A 20,326-nucleotide genomic window follows, 5' to 3' on the forward strand; every position below is an offset into this window, starting at 1 on the left:
AAGTCATGTCTGAGCCACGGGTTAAGATCCTGCATGTTGACGATAACGAAACCAATCGTTACGTTGTTACCCGTATTTTGCAAAATGCAGGTTTTAGTGTCGTGGAAGCGGCAACTGGAAGGACAGGCTTAGAAGCTGTTGCTAACTTTCAACCTGACTTAGTAATTTTAGATGTTCAATTACCAGATATCAGCGGCTTTGAAGTCTGTCGCCAAATTAAGGCAAACCCGGAAACGGCTTTTATCCCTGTGCTACACCTTTCTGCAAGTTTTGTCCAAAGCCAGGATAAAGCAGAAGGCTTAGACAGTGGTGCCGATGCTTATCTGGTGCAACCTGTTGAACCAATTGAACTGCTTGCCACTTTGCGATCGCTGCTGCGAATTCGCCGGGCGGAGGAAGCTGCTTTGTCCTCAGCGCGGGAGTGGCAAACCACCTTTGACTCTATGAACGACGGCGTATCTCTGGTAGACCAAGAAGGAATGATTCTGCGCTGTAATCGAGCGATGATGCGGCTTTGTTGCAAGCCCTCCCACGAAATCTTAGGTTATGCCCACCATGAGTTGATGGAAGCAGAATTGGGAATCGGCGATGGCACTTGTTTTCAGCGTGCGAAAGAAACTCACCAACGGCAAATTCTCGAATTTCAGTCTCAAGAACGGTGGTTTGCCAAAAGCATCGATCCAGTATTTGATGCACATCGGACTCTCACAGGCGCCGTTTTCATCCTGTCAGATATCACCGAACGTAAACGAGCAGAAGCATTGCTGCAAGAGCAAAACGATCGCCTCAATCAACTAACGATTTCTTTGCAGCAAAAGACTGAACAAGCAGAGCAAGCCAACCGCATCAAAGATGAGTTTTTGGCAGTGCTGTCTCATGAATTGCGATCACCCCTGAATCCAATTCTGGGTTGGGCAAGAATTTTGCAAAAGAGTCATCAGGATGCAGCCAAAACTCAGTACGCCCTCGAAACGATTGAGCGCAACGCGAAACTGCAAGCCCAACTAATCGAAGATTTGCTCGATGTGTCGCGTATTCTCCAAGGAAAGTTGAGTTTAAACACAGTTCCAGTCAGTCTAAATTTTACCATCAAAGCTGCCCTTGAAACCGTGCGGCTTGCTGCTGAAGCCAAATCTATTCAGATTCAAACAATATTTGAACCGAACGTTGGACAAGTGTTGGGTGATTCTGGTCGTTTGCAACAAGTTGTTTGGAATCTACTTTCTAACGCGATTAAATTTACCTCACCCGGTGGTCGAGTAGAGGTGCGGTTAGAAAGTAAAAAGGATGAAGTAGATACCCATGCTGCGGAATACACTCAAATCACTGTCAGCGACACTGGTAGGGGCATCTCTGATGAGTTTCTGCCCTACGTCTTTGACTACTTCCGCCAAGCCGATGGGACAACGACGCGAAAATTTGGCGGGTTGGGGTTAGGGTTAGCGATCGTGCGTCATTTGGTTGAATTGCACGGCGGAACTGTTCAAGCAGACAGTCCTGGAGAAGAACAAGGAGCAGTATTTAAAGTTAAACTTCCACCGATCGCTGCTTCAACATTGAATCAAGTTAGCACAGCCGATCGTGATCGCTCAGACTTCAATCTTAACGGATTGCAAACGCTGCTTGTAGACGACGACAGAGATTCGCGGGAGTTTATTGCCTTCGTGCTAGAACAGTACGGGGCACAAGTGACTGAAGCAGACTCAGCACATGATGCTCTGAATAATTTGGGACGAGCAAAATTTGATTTGTTAATTAGTGATATTGGTATGCCCGATATGGATGGCTACACCCTAATTCGTCAAATTAGAAAGCAGTCACCCGAACAAGGTGGAGAAATTCCAGCGATCGCCCTAACTGCTTATGCGGGAGAAATTAATCAACAACAAGCACTAGCCGCCGGATTTCAACAACATATTTCTAAACCAATTGAGCTAGAAGTATTAATACAGGCTATTTTGACGATAGTAAAGGTCTAGCAACCTGAATTTTTGAGAGGATATGTAAACGCTTTGCGTCTTGTCGTCAGAAATCGTTCTATTTTAACCTGAGTTCGACGAATCATATAGTATCCATCTAATTAGCCGTAAAAAAGACCTCTCCCTGGTTTTACTATGCAAACACCGTCCCTCTCCGACTCGGAGAGGGACAGACTTGAACTAAAGTTCAAGGCAGGGAGAGGTTTATCGAACTCACGTTATTTTAACTACACCTTGTGATATGAAGTTGTACTCAATTAACATTAGCCTCAGAAATAACGGTCACACAAGCATTCACTAAGGGTAACAGCGGCCCTAATTGCTCTTGTCCATTCACGGCTAAATCGCTGTGACACAAATAAACTCTCTCGGATACACGAGAGAGTAAATCTGTCAAAATCCTTTGTAGTCGTTGTTCTTCTGCCAATTTCTCATCTTCTGCTGTCCAAAGTTCGCCCAACCTGTCTCGCAGGAAGAACGGCGCACCGAACAGAGTTGCTGCACCACCTTTCGCCCACAAGGGTGAACCAGCATCCAGCCAAAAATGCCAACGGTGCGATCGCCTACTAGATCGATATTGAAATATAGTTGCTAAGGTCACAGCCTTTCTCGCTCCACCAATGGGACGCACAGGGTAAGGGTTGGCAGTAATCGTACCACGTCGCAGTAGTTGAATGAATTCGATAATAGTTGCGTGAGGCGTTGTCTCAACTGGGGCAATTTGTCGTAATCTGGTGTCAATTTCCCAGTAGTGTTGGGCGGTTTCTAATAATTCCCGCAATGCTGCTAGTTGTTCGTAGGGGAGATTGCTACCATTCCACAAAAAGCGCTGAATTGCTCTATCTAAAAGGGAAATAGGACTGGGAATTAACCGCAGTTCTTGTTGCGAGCGCTGCTGTTCTAACCACTCTAATATCTCATTATAGGCTGTAGTCGCTGCATAACCGATTCGATCCCAGCGCTCAAACGTTGATACTGGTAGCAAGTTGGGGCGATCGGGGTGGGGTACAAAGCAGTAATCTGCAATTAAACCAGCACGTACCGGATCAATATTTGTAGAGATGCGATTCATCGCGTCTGTTGTAGATACTCGATTCATCGCGTCTGTAGAGTTTTCTGGTAGTTGTTGCTTCCTGCTCAATACAACCAGCATTTCTGCGACGGCATCCCGATCTACAAGTCGTCCCAAGCCGGGATAAACTAGTGCCAACATGGTGAGTAAGGCGCGAATGATGGGCGAACTAATTAGGGGACGTTGATCATTCAGCGATTCTACTGGGATATTTTGCTTGATGAGGATTTCTACTAGAGAATAACGAGCGATCGCATCTAAACCTGGTGCAATAATCGCCACTTCTTCCGGTTGCACTTGCTGAGATTGGATGGCATTAGCAATTTCCTCTGCTGTTTGCCGCAATAATTGAGCGCGGGAGGTGGTTTGAATTGAATACACTGTTTTTGGTAAACTCAACAGTACCATCGGTTCTGTGACTAATTCCACCATCTGTTTAGTTAGTTGCTCGCTCAGAGACTCTGGAGGCGGGCCGTTCAAGATTTCTACCCGACAACGCTCTGCTAACCCTTCTAGATACTTGGGATCTGCTCCCAATCCCAATCGCACTGCACCATCGGGATTGTAGCTAAAGGCCCCGACTGCACCTCGATCTAATAGCAACTCAAACAAAAGACGCGCTACGCTAGGATAGTCATCGACATCATCTGCTAGTACCGCTTGATAGCGTTTAGTTAGGTGCTGCTGGTAATTGCGATCGTTTAATAAGTGCTGACTATAAAGTTCAGTAATAATCCCATAAGTTAGTAAACCCCTCTCTAAACACCAGTTACGCCAATCTAGCAGCAAAGATGCCAAAAATTCCGGCTCTAAAGTTGTGGTATTTTCCCCCAAACCCCTTGCCAAAATCTGGGCAATATCTTCGCAAGGTACACCACTGTAAGCCGCTAATTGCAATAAGTCTAGGATGCGACGCACCAAACGAGATTCATTCACTCCCGCAATACGTAAAATTTCTTCGTCTAATTGGGGACGCCAGAGTTTGGTTGCTAATTCTTGTTCGGTTTCTGGTCGCAATCTTACCGGAAACTGTGCTTTCAGGTTCAATGAGTTAATCAGCAACGGCCAAAATAAAATTACTTCATCCTGAAAAAAGCCTAGTGGTGTCTTAGCACGAACCGGATATTTACCCAATGTAGATGTAACAATTATGTCTCCTAACTCTCGACGATTATCATCATTGGCAGCTAAAACTAAAACTCCTGGCTCTGTTTGTTTAAGATATAAAAATTCGGGTACATGACCAGTTTTTTTACGTCCTGTTTTTTTTGTATAAAATGATTCAATATATTGATTTTCCGATTTTACCCAATTACAAAATTGCTCTACTAAGCGAGCCGTCTTACCACTGCGGCTAGTGCCAACAATCCAAACCGAATGAGAAACCACAAACTTTCTCCTTGTAGATTTGCTAGTATACCTCGTGCGTTAACTTAAGGTTAATAATTAACCAAATAATGCTGGATGATTGTCTGCAATGAAAAACTCTGTTTTTAGTCAAAAAATCTATTCTTTCTTACTTACTGCTTATCGGCGGTACTTACAGACTCCTGAACGTTCCTTATATGAGGCTTACGATGCAGCACTAAAGATTCAGGAAATAGAAAATAAGCATTTCAATGGTAATAAAATAGACACTGACTTAGCCATGTACAGTAATAGCGTAATGGATTATTTTGAGTCAGACCTCAACAAGCTATTAAAAATTGCCAGAATGCGCCTGACGGAGTTTAAAGCAAGTCGTTGGTTTCTAAATGAAGAGAATCAAAAAGCTGCCGAGAAAGCAGGTATAGAGTATCTAAGTCTTTCTTTAGTTTTAGAAAAGCTAAACTTTATCGATCAAGTTATATCCAAATACACAATAGATTCCGAACAAACAACCTCCAAAGCTTTAGTAGTTAGACCTCAAAATCTCTCAGCTAACTCTGTGATATCTGACGACAAATCGCTGCTCGTCAATACTCCAGCATTACCACCCAAAATATCAACTCAAGACTTAGATAAAAAAGGAAAAATAAAACGCAAAACTGACACTATAGGCGTTTTACCCCGTTCTATTTTAAGTACTATCAGTCGTCTACAAGTTGAATTAGATCCTAATTCGGAACAAGAGGTAATTCAGAATTTCCGTCAGACTCAAAAAAGAACAATAATATCTATTAGGTTTATTTTACTATTAATTATCGTACCACTTTTGACGCATCAAATAGCAAAATCTCTTGTAGTTGGCCCAATTCTTGAGCGGTTTAGAAGCTCAGAGCAAATGCAGATATTCCTCAATTCTGAAATGGAAGAGGAAGCCCTTGTAGAATTACAAAGATTTGAAGAAAAGCTCAAGTTTCAAAATCTCATTATCAAAGCTCCTCCACTGTTACCTGAGCAACTGGAGACTGAAATGAAAAATAAGGCGATAGAGGTTGCTGAAGAATTTCGTCACGAAAGCTCTGGTGCGATCAAAAATGTTTTTGCAGATATGTTCGCGGTGGTTGCTTTTATCTGGCTTTTGCTAGTTAGTAAGTCTTCTATTGCCGTACTCAAAGATTTCTTTGATAACATTGTCTATGGGCTTAGTGATAGTGCTAAAGCATTTATCATTATTTTGTTTACTGATATCTTTGTAGGATTCCACTCGCCTCATGGTTGGGAAGTACTGCTAGAAGGTGTATCGCGCCATTGGGGATTACCAGCAAATAGAGATTTTATTTTCTTATTTATTGCCACCTTCCCGGTGATTTTAGATACCATTTTCAAATATTGGATATTCCGATATTTGAATCGCATCTCACCTTCTGCGGTTGCGACTTATCGGAATATGAATGAATAGGGAATGGAGCATTGCGAAAAATTTGGGTGTTGTGAGAAATTAAGTTGTTTTTGATTTTGGAATTTGAGCGAGGTGGGATAATATTAAAAATTTTGAATTTTGATGAAAAAAACACTTGCTTGGTTAGGAAAATTTAACAAAATTATCGCTATCAGCTTACCTGTCTTTTTGTTTATTTTGGTAGTGCGAATGCAATCTTTGACGCATCGAGAACTTATTTCGCCAGAATGTCAGGTGAAAAAGTGGGATATACCGATTTCTTTAACTGCCGAAAATCAAGATGCATTTTTAAAAGAGCAAAAATCACCATTAATCCAGAGACTACCAATTACTTGTTGTCAAGATGATACTTCTTGTTTAGATGAAGTAATTTATGGCAAAATACCAGAGAAAAAAGCACTGATAAGCGCGATCGCTCGTAGTCTGCAATACCTGGAAACGGCTAATGCTGCGGCTGCTTATCAAAACTATCCGGTGGCTGGAATTACGCGCGATCGCGTCATCAAAAGCTTGCAAAGATTCCGCAAACTCTTATTAACAACTAATTCTGCCACAGAATTACATCAAGCCATTGAGCGGGAATTTGTTCTTTACCAGTCAGTCGGTAAAGATCGCAAAGGTTCCGTTTTATTCACCGCCTATTATGAGCCACTTTACGCAGCCAGTCGCATCTCCACAACAGAATATCGCTATCCTGTTTATCGATTACCTCCTGATTTCAACTCCTGGCCGAAACCTCATCCGACACGCGAGGAGTTAGAAGGATCGGATGGTTTGCAAAGTCCAAAAGGTAAGTTGCGAGGATTAGAGTTGTTTTGGTTTCGCGATCGCCTCGAACCATATCTAGCTCAAATTGAAGGTTCGGCCAGACTTCAGCTTCCCGATGGTACTCAAACAACAATCGGCTATGCAGGTAATACTGCTTATACTTACAAAAGTATTGGCCGAGAATTAGTCAATGATGGCAAATTACCCCTAGAAGGTATAACTCTGCCAATTATTCTCAACTATTTTCAAAAGCATCCCCAAGAATTAAATATTTATATTCCGCGCGATCGCAGCTTTGTTTTTTTTCAAGAAAATCACGGTGAACCAGCCCAAGGTTCTATCAACGTACCATTAACAGCAGAGCGTTCTATTGCTACAGATAAATCTCTCATGCCTCCCGGGGCTTTAGCATTGATTCGTGCTTCCATTCCCTTCGTTAATCCTACCGGAAAAATGGAGGAGCGGATAATTAGTCGCTATGTTCTTGACCAAGATACCGGAGGTGCAATTAAAGGTGCAGGTAGAGTAGATTATTTTTTAGGTACTGGAAAAATAGCAGGCGATCGCGCTGGTGTGACAGTCAGCAATGGACAATTATTTTATCTATTACTCAAGTCGAAGAATTAAACACACTCGCATTTTAATAAGCTAAACAACATCTAGTTCAATTATCTAAAATTCATATAACTCTTGTGGGGTAGGCATCTTTCTTACCCTAATGATGCAAGTTAAATGTGTAACAGATTACTAAAATTCCCGACTTCTCTAAAAAGTCGGGAATTTTAGCCTTTCGGCGTAAATAAAGCACCCATTGCAAATCAATGAAACACTTGCAGTATAGAAATTAAGAATTACGAATTACGCTTCTAAATCCATCTCACCATCATCATCATCATGATCGTAAGGGATATCATCAAGGTCTATCATTTCGGAAATTTCTTCTACTTCAGTTAGATACTCAGATTCTTGATGTTCGCGCTCAATTAGACGACCAGTTGACTTCAGCCATTCCAAAAGAATAAATTCATTACTTGTACGAATTACTGGCGCTCGTTGGTTACGAGGCTCTTCACGCAAAGGACTAGTAGGCATAAAAAAAACTCACTTTGAATTATAGATTATCGTACAAATACATCAAAATTGTACATTCAACAGGTCGCAGCACTCCTTTCCCTGGGTATTGGGAAAAGTTGTCTAAAATTTGGTAGTAGGTACAAGCCTACACCATAATTTTTTAATTTGATATCCAATAAAAGAGTCCCTAATCTCCAGTACCCAGTCGCCAGTCCCCTTCATGCAAACACGATTTCACAAAGCATTTGGTAGCTTGGCGATCGTTTCATACATATCAGAGGGTAATGCAGACAATCTGTTTGCTACGGCTACTGCATCAGCTAAGTTACTAAATTGACATCGGACTATATCTTGTCCATTTCCTGAAGGGAATCGCTTTCTAGCTTTGTTAGAGACAGCACAAATAATCCCTAAAGCTTTGGCAAACCCATCTTTTGTCAAAATTGTTTCTTGAGCGAACCCTTCAACAGGGATAAGGCAAACCTCAAATCGGTAGCCAGGTCTAGGAGAAACCGCTATGTCAATATATGGTTTATCTTCTTTTCTAATTCGGCGTAAATATTTGGCTGTCGAATTCGTATCATGCAAATCAGTCCCAAGAGCGTAAGTAAAAAAGCAATCTTCTGTCAGGGACTCAGGACGGGTAATTATATCCGTTAACATAAGCTCAAGTAATATCCGTATGTTGTTTTGTTTTGTGACACACTAGACTTGTCCATTCTTGTTAGCACATTTTTTGATAGTTAAAGATTTCAGTGTCACACGGGGTATTGCAATATAGTTCGGCTAACTAAAATTCGTCATCTTCAACCTCATTTTCATCGAATAGATTAGCTACATTAACTGACATCAAATACCTTCAGAATCAAAGGGTGTAGAGATTTAGATTCGGAGAAGTGTCTATAATAATCAGTTACATGACCGAAAATATTTCTCAACGTATCTAATCCTAACACAGTTAACGGTTGAACTTTTTTAACTATTCTGACTGATAGATATTCAGTAAATAATAATTGTAAATCGTACTAAATTGTTTTATAAGATAAGTATATTTACTATGGCTTGAATTTTTGCTGAGAATAGTTATAACTCCAGATTCAATATTAATTGCGATCGCATCCCTAAAATAAAACCCCAGAATTGTAAATATAATTCTGGGGCATCATCTCATATCCTTGCCAAGATATTTAATTACAGACAGCGATTTTCAGGTAACTAGACCACGCGGTAGGGGCAAAGCAATGCTGTGCCCTGATGACAGATGTGGTTCAAATACAAAAAACTGCTGTAAGACCAAAAACGCAATTATGGAGCGGCATTAAAAACATTATTCACGTAAGTATTAACAAGACCTCGAGACAGATTTTTAATGCCAGCCGGTAGAGGAGCATATCCACGAGCTATAGCAATAGCATTCGGGTCGATTGTCACATCTGTTCCTGGTGCTGGAACCGGTGGCACTCCTAAAGCCCAGTTGATGAATCCTTTAATCTGATTGGCTACGTTAACGTTTGCGTATTTGTCATAAAATAGCAGGTAAGTTGCCGTAACAATCGGATAAGCATTTGCCGCTGCTGGATCGGTGACAACGAGTTTAATCCGCCGAGCATTTGTATCTTGGTCAGTCGCACCAACAAAAGCATTTGAAATTGTAGTTGGTGAGATGGCATTGAAAGTACCTGCCTTGTTCTTTAAGACAGCAGCTTGCAGACTATTTGCTAACCGTGTAGCGCTATCCACATAACCAATTGCACCAGCAGTGGCTTTGATTTTAGTGGCTACACCTCCACCTCCTGAAGCGAATTGGAAATTAGCTGGCCAAACAACTGTATCGGCTGGTAGTGGATTGGGTATACCCCCAGCAGGTTGAGCAATACTTTTTTTACCAACTCCTCTGTTCCATGTAGCACCAAATGCCGCTTTGAGATGAGCGCTTAAAGCAAAAGTTGTACCACTATCGTCACTACGACGCACTACAACAATGGGCTTATTTGCAGAAATTGCTACGCCACCGTTATCTGCTTTAATTTGGGGAGCATTCCAATTTGTGATAGTGCCGTTAAGAATACCCAGGTAAGTAGCTCGTGAAAGCTTAATTCCACCTGCTGGTACAGTTAGACCAGTGGGGTTGTAAGCTAAGGCGATTCCGACGCTAATCACAGGCACTTGAATGTATGGAACAGGGTTTTGGGGTGTGCCTGCGGGGGTGGGAACATCGTTGGGACTGCCAACCACTCTTTCTGTTCCTAATACGGGATCGTCAGTAGCGGCAAAAGAGACTGGGGCTAAGATAGTTGCAGCATTAGGTGGTACTGGTGGCACGGTTTGATTGAAAAAAGCTGTTAGCCCTGCACCACTACCAATCGAAGCATATCTGAATGTGGATAACGTACTGAGTGGGCCATAAGTTCCGTTTGGAAATCCGGCTTGGGCTGGGGGTACATTGTTATTGAGGGATGGAGGATTTCCAACACCGTAAGCGTTAAACCATGAGTCTTTCGGCGCAAGAGGATAGGAAGTTCCTGTACCTATAAGCAAGGTAGTTATAGAGCTTGCACCTGCACCATTTACAGAGGTTACTCCTGCTGGGGGGGGAGTGGTGGAGGTCTGAGCTAGAGATTTCTGAGCAGCAGATTGGCCTACTACTAAACCAGTTGCTAGGGCTAGTACAGTAATTGAACTTGCCAATTTATTTAATTGGCGATCGCAATAAAAAGTCATGTCAAGCTCCTTAAAATTAATTTCTGGTTCAACACCCCTCAAAGCCGAATCAAGTGTCAAACTGACGATGAAAAATAACTTTTTATAAGCACAATCAACTTGTGCCTTAAAAAGGCTATTAATAAATTAAAGTTTGCACAAAACTCTGAAGGATGTAGAGCGAATTAGAGGCAAAGCCTTCAACATGTAGAGGGAACTAAGCTATTGCTTATACACCCAAAAACATAATCATCTGAATTATGAAAATTACTTTCTTTCATGTAGATATGCAGCAGTTTGCCACAAACTACCGCTAAGTGCGAAGTAAAGAAAGTCAATATTTCACGAATCTTTGTAAGACTGCTATAGTTAATAGCTGTTAAATTATGCCAACGAAATCAACACTATAGTCTGAAGGTAAAGCTCAAATCATGATTACATTATGAAATGATTAAAAAATAAATATATTTCTGGAATTTAGCAGTAATTTAAGAATGGTTTTCATTGCGGTTTTTATTACTCTCGCCAGAGTAAAATCTGCAACTTTCATATATATGATTTTGCTTATTAAGATTTTTCTAAAGGTTTTAATCAGCATTTAATATAATTTACTAAATACATCATTTTTCTTGACAAAAAGCACACTGTGTGAATTTAAGTAAAATCCATTTAATGGCTATTTCTGCCAAAATTGTGGATTTTCCAGTTTTTTTTGTGTTTTTCACGACATCAAAAAAAATAAAGAGTGGTTTATGCTACGTCGTAACGAAATCATTAATCGTGTCATTCACGTTATTGACTTAGTGCTAGTAAAGGTTTTGTGATGTAGATATAAAAAGGCTTTCTGAGTCCTTTTTAAATATTGACTATAACGACATTTTAGGCATCCTCTCACTAATGCCTAATTCAACATACTAGTTTTTAGTGTGTAAGTTGAGAAATTAAATCAACTTTCAGATAAGAATGCGCTCAATACATAGGTTGAGTTGTAGCAATATTTTGTAGGCTATGGAGTTAAACCCAACACCTGAAAATTTTGCCTGAAGATTTTCAGGTGTTGAGTTTCATCCCTCAAAAGTTACTTGCAACGTCACTTGCTTTTCACAAAGTAAGAAGAAGGAATGCTGTGCGTGGAAGCCGAGCAAATCTTTTGACGATGGCGGCTTTCCAACCTATATGTACAAAGATCATTTTTCAAATTGGTATTAGTCGTGAGTAGTACCCATCACAAAATCAATTAGAACTAGCTACTATTTTGTCTCCACTCAATTTTTTTGAGGTACTCAATGAATAAAATTAATCTGTACAAACAACGTCAGAGCAAAAATAGGGTATTGATTTTAGCTTCCCTAACTGTTTTGACTTCTTCATTAGTTCTACCTTTCCAACAAGCCTTTGCTGCAACACTGACTACTGTTGTAAATTTCAATGGCACTAATGGAGCTACACCAAGAGCAGGGGTACTTAAGGGTAATGGTACTGATGCAAACCTTTATGGAACTACTTCTGCTGGTGGCACTTCTGGTAAAGGAACTGCATTCAAGTTAGCTCCTACTGCTTACACTACTCTAACCACACTGATAAACTTCACCGGAACATCTAGAATCAACAAAGGGACTAATCCAGTTGCTAGATTATTCCAAGCAGCCGATGGTAATTTATATGGGGCAACCTTTACAGGTGGTACAAGTAACCTCGGTACTGTGTTTAAGTTGGCAAAAACAGCTTTTACAACCCTAACAACTCTTGTGAATTTTACAGGTGCGAATGGGGCTAATCCAGCAGGCCGACTGATTACGGGTGCTGATGGCAATTTATGGGGAACAAGCTCTACAGGTGGAGCTAGTAATAAAGGAACTATATTCAAGGTTTCGCCCACTACCGGCGCACTCACCATCATTAGAAGCTTCAGTGGCACTAATGGAGCAACTCCATTGGCAAGATTGCAACTGGCTACTGATGGAAACTACTATGGCAGTGCTTCTGCTGGTGGAGCAAGTGCTAAAGGAGTTGTATTCAAGTTAACTCCCGCAGGAATACTAACTTCATATAGCTTTAGTGGCGCCAATGGGGCAAGTCCGCAGTCTGGATTAATTGAATCTACCGGATTTCTCTACGGCACAGCTAAACTAGGTGGAGCCAACAATAAGGGAGCTATTTTTAAAGTTCCAATTGGTGGCGGTACACCTGTTTTAGTTGCTAGTTTTAATGGTACTAATGGGGCTAACCCAACAGCTGCACTCATCAAAGCAAGCAATGGTAATTTCTATGGCACAGCTTCTACTGGTGGGGCAAATAACAAAGGAGCTATCTATCAGCTGACTGGCGCAACCATCACTGGCTTAACTAGTTTTAATGGCACTAATGGGGCAACGCCAGAGTCAACGCTAATTCAGCTATCGAATGGTGCCTTTTACGGTACCGCCTCTTTTGGCGGTACTTCTAATTTAGGAACTGTGTTTAAGTTTGTAATTTAGTTCCAAATCTAATCTCCGTGCCAAAAAATGGTAGAACGTAAATTTGAACATTCACCATTTTTCGACAACAATTAAAGTCTCCTTGAGCATATTCACAAATATCCACTTTATAGAGAGCGATATTTCTTGACAAGTTCTCTGGGGATTAAAGTAAGGATGCATTATTTCTTGTGGCACTCGATGCTCGAAAATATGCATCTCTTTTCTCATGTCTGTTTGCGTAGCGTCTTTGAAGAAGAATCGGTCTAATTTTATCTGTACTCGTTACGGGGCTGCGCGAACACAAGTTGCTCATCAAAGAAGCCTTTGAGACTGTACTAGATCGCCACTGTGCGTTTACGCTAAACTACAGGATATTTCCACTCCGCTCACTCAAATACTCGTGAGGTAAGGAAAGTTAAGGCTTTGAAGTTGGTTTATTAAGGCTATCTGTATGAGAATATTGAGAAAATTCTTAAAGCCGAGCAGGATTCTAGAAGGTCAAGCTTGAGGTTTGCAACCTAGCTTCTCAAATCAGAGATATTTAGTTTTAGATAAATCTTAATATTATGTTAACTTAACTTCATAATACTGATGTAGAATATAGAACTTTACTACAAGTTCGTAATTTGATTAACAATCATGTTAAAGCATGTTAAATTGTAGTAGCTGTAAAATTTGAAAATAAAGAGCAATTATAGTACACTATAGGAAAATTAGCAAATGTTTAGACAAAGTTCTCACGAGAGAAACTTTTTCAAAGCTTTAACTGGTAGTGCGGCGAAAGAATCTCACAAGTTTAGACTGGCATTTAAATCTTGTCTGACTGTTCTGGTTGAATCTGTACCTTTTTTGATTGCTTGTGCTGTATTCGTTAGCGTTATCAGCCTAAAAAGTCCTATTCTGCTCTTTTGCTTACTTGTTGGTAGTTTAATTGCAGTCATTACCCAGCAAATTGGACAGCAAGTGAATTTACCAAGGCGATCGCTAATATTATTACAAATTTTAGCAGCAGCGATCGTTCTGAGTTTATATTGGTTAGACTGTTTTGCAGCCCCCGCACAAGCACAGTTTTTTGGGGAAGCTGAAAAGTTTTTCAAAAAAACCTTACAAGATGGTTCAGCAACCAATGCTGGTGGTAGTGACACAGCAGTTAGTTTGATATTTAATGTGTTGCGGGCAATTTACTTACTTTATATTGCAATCTCCCTAGTTGGTGTGATCAATGCAGTGCGTAAAGATGAAGATTGGCAAAGCATCGCCAGAACTCCCCTATTAGTGGTTGTTGCTGTTACCATTGCTGATGTACTCACACGCTTTGTAATTGGCGATAGCAGTAAATAATTCAGATATTTCAAATGTCTCAAGAGCGGGAACAAGAATTTCGTCCAGTCAATCAAGTTCTGGGAAGCCAACCTTCATTAGGGCCAATTCCTGCCGATCAAATTCTTCCTTGGACAGTAATTGCCCTAACCTCCTATTTTATTATCAATGGAATTTTTGGAGGTCTTTTCCAAGAAGAGTTTCAAAAATGGTTGTGGACAGTACTAATGACTGGTTGGGGAGTAGGAACTTGGTGGATATTAACTGGTGGTAGGAGTTGGAGTTTTTTAAGTAAATTTATCGGTGTTCCCGCTTGGACAAGAGGCTTTGCTCGTTATCAAAGCTTATTGGAAGTTAACCATGAAGCAAAAAATCGGAAAACAAAGCGTCAGCGTCGCCGGAAATGAAAGTAGATTAACACCATTTGAAGATGCTTTGCACTTGGCGACAATGCTGCGTGTCGCAATTAATGGACGTGATATTGGTGCTTACCTTTTGACAAAAGGCACTCAAAAAGATCGGTTTTGCTTTGTTTTTGGTTTTGATTGTAAGGGAATCCATACTACCTTAAGACCTGAACAAATTGATACACTTTTTAATAACATTGAAGCTGGATTAAAAGACATTCCTAGCGGTGAACGGATGACGCTGCACTTGGGTTCTTTTAGTTCAGATAAAGAACGGCAAAAAGAATTAGCAACATTAATTAGAAATTCGCCATCACGAGACATCAAATATTTGTTGATGGCAGAGAGAGCTAGAGTTAAAGAACTGACTATTTCTGGGATTCGTAAACCCAAATTTTTGCGGATTTATGTTACTTACACCATTGAATCTAACTCACAACATGCAGATGATTGGATAGAAAAGCTTTTAGTCAAAGCTGAATCATGGTGGTTGAAATTTAAAGGGGATCTCTCAGAAGTAGAAAATCAACGCATTGAAACCCTAATTACCAATGCTTACAACCAGGGTTTTCTTCGCTGGGAACAAATCTTATCTAACAAAATGGGATTGGATGTCAAGCCTTTGACTGCTGATGAACTCTGGGGAGATATCTGGAAAAGGTTTAATGATACGCAGCCAATAGAGATTCCCCAGTTAATGACTTTAGATGAGCAGGGACTACATGAGCAAGTTAATTCTGATTTAGCTAGTACTAAATTACTTCTAGACAATATCCACGGCACAACCTTGCTGATGGAATCTAGTGTACCTTGTGCCGATCGCCGCTGGGTTAATGTTAACAATCGTTATATTGGCGCACTGTCATTTCTCGAAAAACCCGGCGGTTGGGTAAGTAAATCGGCTCAACTGCGCTATTTATGGGAACTGTTAGCCAGAGAAACAGTAGTAGATACAGAAATATTTTGTGAGTTGACTGCTGCAAATCCAGCATTAGTAAAAACGACTCTGCAAAGAGTGCTAAAGCAGTCAAACATGACAACAATTCTGGCTCAAGAAAAAAGTAAAACTATTGATGTAAATGCTCAATTAAAGTTGAAGAAATCGGTAGCCGCGCAAGAACAATTATTTGAAGGTGCAGTCCCGATTTATACGAGTATTGCCATTTTAGTACATCGTCCAACTGTCGAAAAATTAGATGAGGCGACAAGATATATTGAAAACTGTTTTCAACGTCCAGCTAAGGTAATTAGAGAAACTGAGTATGCTTGGAAAATTTGGCTGCAAACTCTACCAATAGTTTGGGAAGGTTTGTTAGCAACACCCTTCAACCGTCGCCAGCTATATTTAACCAGTGAAGTTCCCGGATTAATGCCTTTGGTTTTAACTAAAAAAGGTGACAGACAAGGTTTTGAGTTGATTGCAGAAGAAGGCGGAACACCCGTACATTTAGATTTATTTAATCAACACAAAAATTTAGCTTTGTTTGCGACAACTCGTGCTGGTAAATCTGTATTGGTGTCAGGGATTTTAACTCAAGCTTTGGCACATGGGATTCCGGTTGTGGCGTTAGATTTCCCGAAACCTGATGGAACATCTACTTTCACTGACTACACAGAGTTTATGGAGGGAAATGGAGCCTATTTTGATATCTCCAAACAATCGAATAACTTATTTGAACAACCAGATTTGCGATCGCTAGAAGCAGAACAACAGCGCGATCGCTTTAACGATTATACCGCCTTCCTAGAATCAGCGTTAATGACAATGGTTTTAGGATCATCCACTGAAAGTCAAATTTTATCGCAAACCGTGCGATCGCTACTCAACCTCGCTTTAGAAGCCTTCTTTAGAGATGAAGGCATCAAAGAGCGATATAAACAAGCGATGGTGGCTGGATTCGGCACTCTTGCTTGGCAAAAAACCCCCACTTTAAAAGATTTTCTCTTTTTCTGTTCACCCGAACACTTGCAACTAAGTTCTTTAACTGGCAGAGTAGAAGACGCTCTCAGTCAAATTCAGTTGCGCTTACGGTTTTGGCTTTCTAGCCGCGTCGGACAAGCCATTTCTGCACCATCTAGCTTTCCTACCGATGCACAACTTTTAGTTTTTGCGCTTAGAAACTTATCAGATAGTGAAGATGCAGCTGTACTATCCTTGAGTGCCTATTCAGCCGCACTACGACGTGCATTAAGTAGTCCAGCTTCTATATTCTTTATCGACGAAGCACCAATTCTGTTTGAATTTGAGCAAATTTCTGACTTAGTTGGCAGAATTTGTGCGAACGGTGCTAAAGCCGGTATCAGAGTCATCTTATCAGGACAAGATCCTGATACGATCGCCAAATCTAAAGCTGCATCTAAAATTTTGCAAAACTTGACAACAAGATTAATTGGACGCATTCAGCCGGTTGCAGTAGATAGTTTTGCAGACATCTTGAAATATCCCCGCCAAGTTATTTCTCGTAATGCTTCAGAAAGCTTTTTTCCCCGCAAAGAAGGCGTTTATAGTCAATGGCTATTAGATGATAACGGTAGTTATACATTCTGCCGTTACTATCCAGGTTACGAACAATTAGCAGCAGTTGCTAATAACCCTTATGAACAAACTGCACGTAGCCAAATGATGCAACTTCACAGCGATAAATATGAAGCAATTTCTGCTTTTGCACGTCAGTTAGTGGCGACTCTGCGTAGTAGTTAATTGGGTTATGTAAGCACTTAACAATGTCGTCTACCTTTTTCAGGCACAGATGTATGCAAAAAACTATCATTTTTACTTTTACCTTGTTATCCCTGGCAATACTACCAGCAATGGCACAAATTCAGACGGGTGCATTAGGTCAAGTTTGGACTGATTTTCAATCATATTCCACAGATTTACAAAACTATCTTCAATATAATCTGAGCGACAATTTAAAACCTGTAGAAGTACAAAGTCAAAATGCTCTGAGTAATTCCAAGGGAGATTTGAATATACCTAACCCCGTCGCGGCAGGACAAAAGGTTCGTGATGATTTGATTCTCTACTCTTCTAGTTCTGACTCTCGTTCAAGTCGCTTTGAGAATAATTCTGCAGTGCGGGGAAATTTAGTTAGTAATGAACTAAACCGTGTAATTACCCGTGGAGTAGCGGTAGGTATTCTCGGTCAAAATGGCCAAATTCGGGCAAAAGCGAAGTTAGAAAATACAGAGAAGAGTCTACAAGATGTTGCAGGATTCAACGATGCTAATAACAAGATAAATAGCTTTAAGACTAAATTAGAAAGTCTTGTGATTGATGCAAAGAGTCCGGCGATAAGTATTGCCGACAACTTGCTAGGTCAAGGGATATTAGCATTGTTATCTACCAATCAAGAAACCATTAAAATCCAAAAAGAACAATCAAAAATCGTTGCTGAAACATTTGCTCAGACATTACAAAATAATCAGTCCTTGCAATACTCTAATTTAAATTTAGCAAACATTTCTCAACAGTCTGAAGAAGCAAATCGCGCTCGAAGAGTAGAAACATCTACAGAAGCGGCGCGACTTTTACGAGCGACTTCTCAACTAGATTTGTTTGGCAGAAAAGTTAATAAGTAGGATTTTAAGAGATTTTTTAAAATCCTTGAAATTATGAAAAACTAACAAAATATCTAAAAAACAGTTTAGTAGAGTGTGTTAGTAACTTAACCCAACCTGCAAAATTTAAGAAAACAGCCCATAAATTCAAAATGCAACTTGCTATTCAACTAATTTTTTCCCAAGTAGGCATTGATCAAATTATCGATAATGGGACTGCAACTTCCCAAAGTATTGCCGAAGGTTGGGATAAACAATGGCTGGATTTATTACAAAATAACACCAGTAATAACTTGTATGGAGCGCTGACAAATCTGGGTATTTTTTTCGCAGTAGGAACCCTGTTATTTTTTATGATACAATTCCTCAAAGACTTAATATCCTACGAATATACACGCCCCATATCAGCTTTGATTTGGCCTTTTATTGTGGTAATTCTCTTAAGTAATTCCGGCAATGGAAGTATACTTGCTAATCTGACGCTGGGAGTGCGAAATTTTTTAAACACTGTGAATCAGCAAGTGGTGGTATCAGCAGATGCAGATAAAATATACCAGCAAGCACTGAATATGAGTGTTGCTGAAGAAGTAGCTGGTTCCTTACTACGTCCTTGTCAATCGCTGACTGGCGAACAACAAAGTCAATGCTTTGTCAAAGCTGCCGAAAAAATCAACATTCTCTGGCAGAAATATCGAAATACTTATGGTAATAAAAGCTGGATAATTAGATTACAAAACAAGGTAGATAATATTCGCTATGGCACTGGTCTTGTATCAGAAACCTCTTTTAATTCTTTGTTAGGTTCGACAGTCCAAACGAGTATCAAAAACTTTTTAGTTTCCTTACAATATGCCTTCCAGAATTTGATAGAAGCTAGTATGTTGCTAATAGCAGCTTTAGGTCCAATAGCTGTAGGTGGTTCTTTGCTGCCTGTTGCTGGAAAACCAATTTTTGCATGGCTGACTGGATTTTTATCGATTGGAATTGCCAAGATTTCGTTCAATATTATTGCTGTGCTAACTGCCGCAGTTATTGTCAATGGCCCGGGTCAAAATGCTAATGTTGATCCAGATTTAATGTGGTTCATAATTTTTCTGGGAATTTTAGCACCGATTTTATCTTTACTTGTGGCTGCTGCTGGCGGTTTTGCAGTCTTTAGCGCTATCAGCAATACGGCTTCTTTAGTAAAAGAGAGAATATAGGGAATTAAAAATTAAAAATAAATTTTGGCAAGTGCTGTAAATGCTGACTATATATAATAAGCTGAAGTTTTTTGTAGAAGGAGGTGAGTAAATGGTGCGTTTACTAGAGAAAAGACAAACAACGGGAAATGCTTTAACAATTTTTGCGATCGCTACCTTTAGTTTACATATATTAGTTTTATTTTTATTCTTATTACAAGGGTTAAATATTCGCCAACTCAGTCTGAGAAAATCTCCCAACTTTGTGCAATTAATCGACGGTAAACCAGTAGCTAATATTGATGATTTAGCAAGAGAACCAGAAGCCATTCGTCGATTTGTCAGCAAAACGATGATATCAATGTTTAGCTGGTCTGGAACCTTACCACCACAAACTATTGAAGAAGTTGCAAATCCCAAATCAGATTTAGGAATACTGATTAACACACCTCAAGGTGGTAGCCAAAAAATTAGTACCAGCAGTTGGGTATCTAGTTTCGCCTTCTCAGAAGACTTTCGCAAAGGTTTTTTAAGCACAGTTGCAGAAATGACACCGCCAGAAGTCTTCTCTGAAAATCCTAGCCAAGCAATGACATCACAATTAGTTATTAAGCGGGTTTATCCGCCAAAAGAAATTGCACCAGGTAAGTGGCAAGTGGGGATGGTAGCCGACTTAATTCAAAAAAACCGAGTTGGTGGTGCAAAACTCATAACTCCTTTTAATAAAGATTTCCTTGTACGCGCAACAGATTATTTTGCTAATCCCCAAACTGACAGTAGCACCGACTTACAAAAAGCAATTTATAGTGTCCGCGCAGATAGACTAGAAATTTATGAAATTCGTAACTTATGTTTGCTAGATAGCTACAACAACCCGAACGGAGATAAATCCAATCAATGCAGCAGTGGACAAACATCTGATAGCTTTATAAGATGAGAGATTTCTAATTCACAGGCTGATCGTTCAATTTATATAATCAA

General features: G+C 40.1%; 14 protein-coding genes. 10 read left to right on the forward strand and 4 right to left on the reverse strand.

Going from position 1 to position 20,326, the window contains the following annotated elements; genetic code table 11:
* Positions 1-5: 5 nt before the first annotated feature.
* Positions 6-1,979, forward strand: coding sequence for a response regulator (locus HWQ39_RS13140; RefSeq protein ID WP_292845215.1), 1,974 nt, complete (start codon positions 6-8; stop codon positions 1,977-1,979).
* 253 nt (positions 1,980-2,232) lie between these two features.
* Here HWQ39_RS13140 and HWQ39_RS13145 read toward each other — a convergent pair whose 3' ends face one another.
* A complete protein-coding gene (locus HWQ39_RS13145; RefSeq protein ID WP_292845217.1) occupies positions 2,233-4,440 on the reverse strand; it encodes a recombinase family protein in 2,208 nt (735 codons plus the stop codon).
* Positions 4,441-4,519: 79 nt separating this feature from the next.
* Between HWQ39_RS13145 and HWQ39_RS13150 the strand changes: the two genes are divergently transcribed.
* Positions 4,520-5,875 carry a proton extrusion protein PcxA gene (locus HWQ39_RS13150; protein WP_292845219.1) on the forward strand — a complete coding sequence of 452 codons (1,356 nt, stop codon included), beginning with the start codon at positions 4,520-4,522 and terminating at the stop codon, positions 5,873-5,875.
* 102 nt (positions 5,876-5,977) lie between these two features.
* Positions 5,978-7,270 (forward strand): MltA domain-containing protein, encoded by a 1,293-nt coding sequence (locus HWQ39_RS13155; RefSeq protein ID WP_292845221.1) that lies wholly within the window; start codon positions 5,978-5,980, stop codon positions 7,268-7,270.
* A 231-nt stretch (positions 7,271-7,501) separates the two neighbouring features.
* On the opposite strand, the gene HWQ39_RS13160 is transcribed toward HWQ39_RS13155, so the two are convergent.
* The 3 genes from HWQ39_RS13160 to HWQ39_RS13170 form a co-directional block, all read right to left on the reverse strand.
* The gene (locus HWQ39_RS13160) at positions 7,502-7,735 is read right to left on the reverse strand and encodes a DUF3134 domain-containing protein (RefSeq protein WP_292845223.1); all 234 of its coding nucleotides are present in this window, start codon (positions 7,733-7,735) and stop codon (positions 7,502-7,504) included.
* Positions 7,736-7,951: 216 nt separating this feature from the next.
* Positions 7,952-8,380, reverse strand: coding sequence for a hypothetical protein (locus tag HWQ39_RS13165; protein WP_292845224.1), 429 nt, complete (start codon positions 8,378-8,380; stop codon positions 7,952-7,954).
* A 642-nt stretch (positions 8,381-9,022) separates the two neighbouring features.
* Entirely contained in the window at positions 9,023-10,438 is a 1,416-nt protein-coding gene (locus HWQ39_RS13170; RefSeq protein WP_292845226.1) for a substrate-binding domain-containing protein, read from the reverse strand.
* A 1,265-nt stretch (positions 10,439-11,703) separates the two neighbouring features.
* Here HWQ39_RS13170 and HWQ39_RS13175 point away from each other — a divergent pair.
* From HWQ39_RS13175 to HWQ39_RS13205, 7 genes are all read left to right on the forward strand, one after another.
* Entirely contained in the window at positions 11,704-12,894 is a 1,191-nt protein-coding gene (locus HWQ39_RS13175) for a choice-of-anchor tandem repeat GloVer-containing protein (protein ID WP_292845228.1), read from the forward strand.
* Positions 12,895-13,596: 702 nt separating this feature from the next.
* Positions 13,597-14,217 (forward strand): hypothetical protein, encoded by a 621-nt coding sequence (locus HWQ39_RS13180; RefSeq protein WP_292845230.1) that lies wholly within the window; start codon positions 13,597-13,599, stop codon positions 14,215-14,217.
* Between the two features lie 14 nt (positions 14,218-14,231).
* Positions 14,232-14,603, forward strand: coding sequence for a hypothetical protein (locus tag HWQ39_RS13185; RefSeq protein ID WP_292845232.1), 372 nt, complete (start codon positions 14,232-14,234; stop codon positions 14,601-14,603).
* Complete coding sequence (locus HWQ39_RS13190; protein WP_292845234.1) at positions 14,557-17,304, forward strand: hypothetical protein; 2,748 nt, start codon at positions 14,557-14,559, stop codon at positions 17,302-17,304. Before HWQ39_RS13185 ends, HWQ39_RS13190 begins: the two co-directional genes overlap by 47 nt.
* A gap of 53 nt (positions 17,305-17,357) precedes the next feature.
* Complete coding sequence (locus HWQ39_RS13195) at positions 17,358-18,185, forward strand: hypothetical protein (protein ID WP_292845236.1); 828 nt, start codon at positions 17,358-17,360, stop codon at positions 18,183-18,185.
* Positions 18,186-18,316: 131 nt separating this feature from the next.
* Positions 18,317-19,366, forward strand: coding sequence for a hypothetical protein (locus tag HWQ39_RS13200; RefSeq protein ID WP_292845238.1), 1,050 nt, complete (start codon positions 18,317-18,319; stop codon positions 19,364-19,366).
* A 91-nt stretch (positions 19,367-19,457) separates the two neighbouring features.
* The gene (locus tag HWQ39_RS13205) at positions 19,458-20,282 is read left to right on the forward strand and encodes a hypothetical protein (RefSeq protein ID WP_292845240.1); all 825 of its coding nucleotides are present in this window, start codon (positions 19,458-19,460) and stop codon (positions 20,280-20,282) included.
* Positions 20,283-20,326: the final 44 nt, after the last annotated feature.

Origin of the sequence: Nostoc sp. NMS8 (assembly GCF_017115045.1) — a bacterium.
Taxonomy (GTDB): Bacteria; Cyanobacteriota; Cyanobacteriia; order Cyanobacteriales; family Nostocaceae; genus Nostoc.

Excerpts from the sequence above, each read along its gene's own strand:
- HWQ39_RS13140 (WP_292845215.1), top strand. The coding sequence starts at position 6 with ATGTCTGAGCCACGGGTTAAGATCCTGCATGTTGACGATAACGAAACC.
- HWQ39_RS13155 (WP_292845221.1), top strand. The coding sequence starts at position 5,978 with ATGAAAAAAACACTTGCTTGGTTAGGAAAATTTAACAAAATTATCGCT.
- HWQ39_RS13160 (WP_292845223.1), bottom strand. The coding sequence starts at position 7,735 with ATGCCTACTAGTCCTTTGCGTGAAGAGCCTCGTAACCAACGAGCGCCA.
- HWQ39_RS13165 (WP_292845224.1), bottom strand. The coding sequence starts at position 8,380 with ATGTTAACGGATATAATTACCCGTCCTGAGTCCCTGACAGAAGATTGC.
- HWQ39_RS13170 (WP_292845226.1), bottom strand. The coding sequence starts at position 10,438 with ATGACTTTTTATTGCGATCGCCAATTAAATAAATTGGCAAGTTCAATT.
- HWQ39_RS13175 (WP_292845228.1), top strand. The coding sequence starts at position 11,704 with ATGAATAAAATTAATCTGTACAAACAACGTCAGAGCAAAAATAGGGTA.
- HWQ39_RS13180 (WP_292845230.1), top strand. The coding sequence starts at position 13,597 with ATGTTTAGACAAAGTTCTCACGAGAGAAACTTTTTCAAAGCTTTAACT.
- HWQ39_RS13185 (WP_292845232.1), top strand. The coding sequence starts at position 14,232 with ATGTCTCAAGAGCGGGAACAAGAATTTCGTCCAGTCAATCAAGTTCTG.
- HWQ39_RS13190 (WP_292845234.1), top strand. The coding sequence starts at position 14,557 with ATGAAGCAAAAAATCGGAAAACAAAGCGTCAGCGTCGCCGGAAATGAA.
- HWQ39_RS13195 (WP_292845236.1), top strand. The coding sequence starts at position 17,358 with ATGCAAAAAACTATCATTTTTACTTTTACCTTGTTATCCCTGGCAATA.
- HWQ39_RS13200 (WP_292845238.1), top strand. The coding sequence starts at position 18,317 with ATGCAACTTGCTATTCAACTAATTTTTTCCCAAGTAGGCATTGATCAA.
- HWQ39_RS13205 (WP_292845240.1), top strand. The coding sequence starts at position 19,458 with ATGGTGCGTTTACTAGAGAAAAGACAAACAACGGGAAATGCTTTAACA.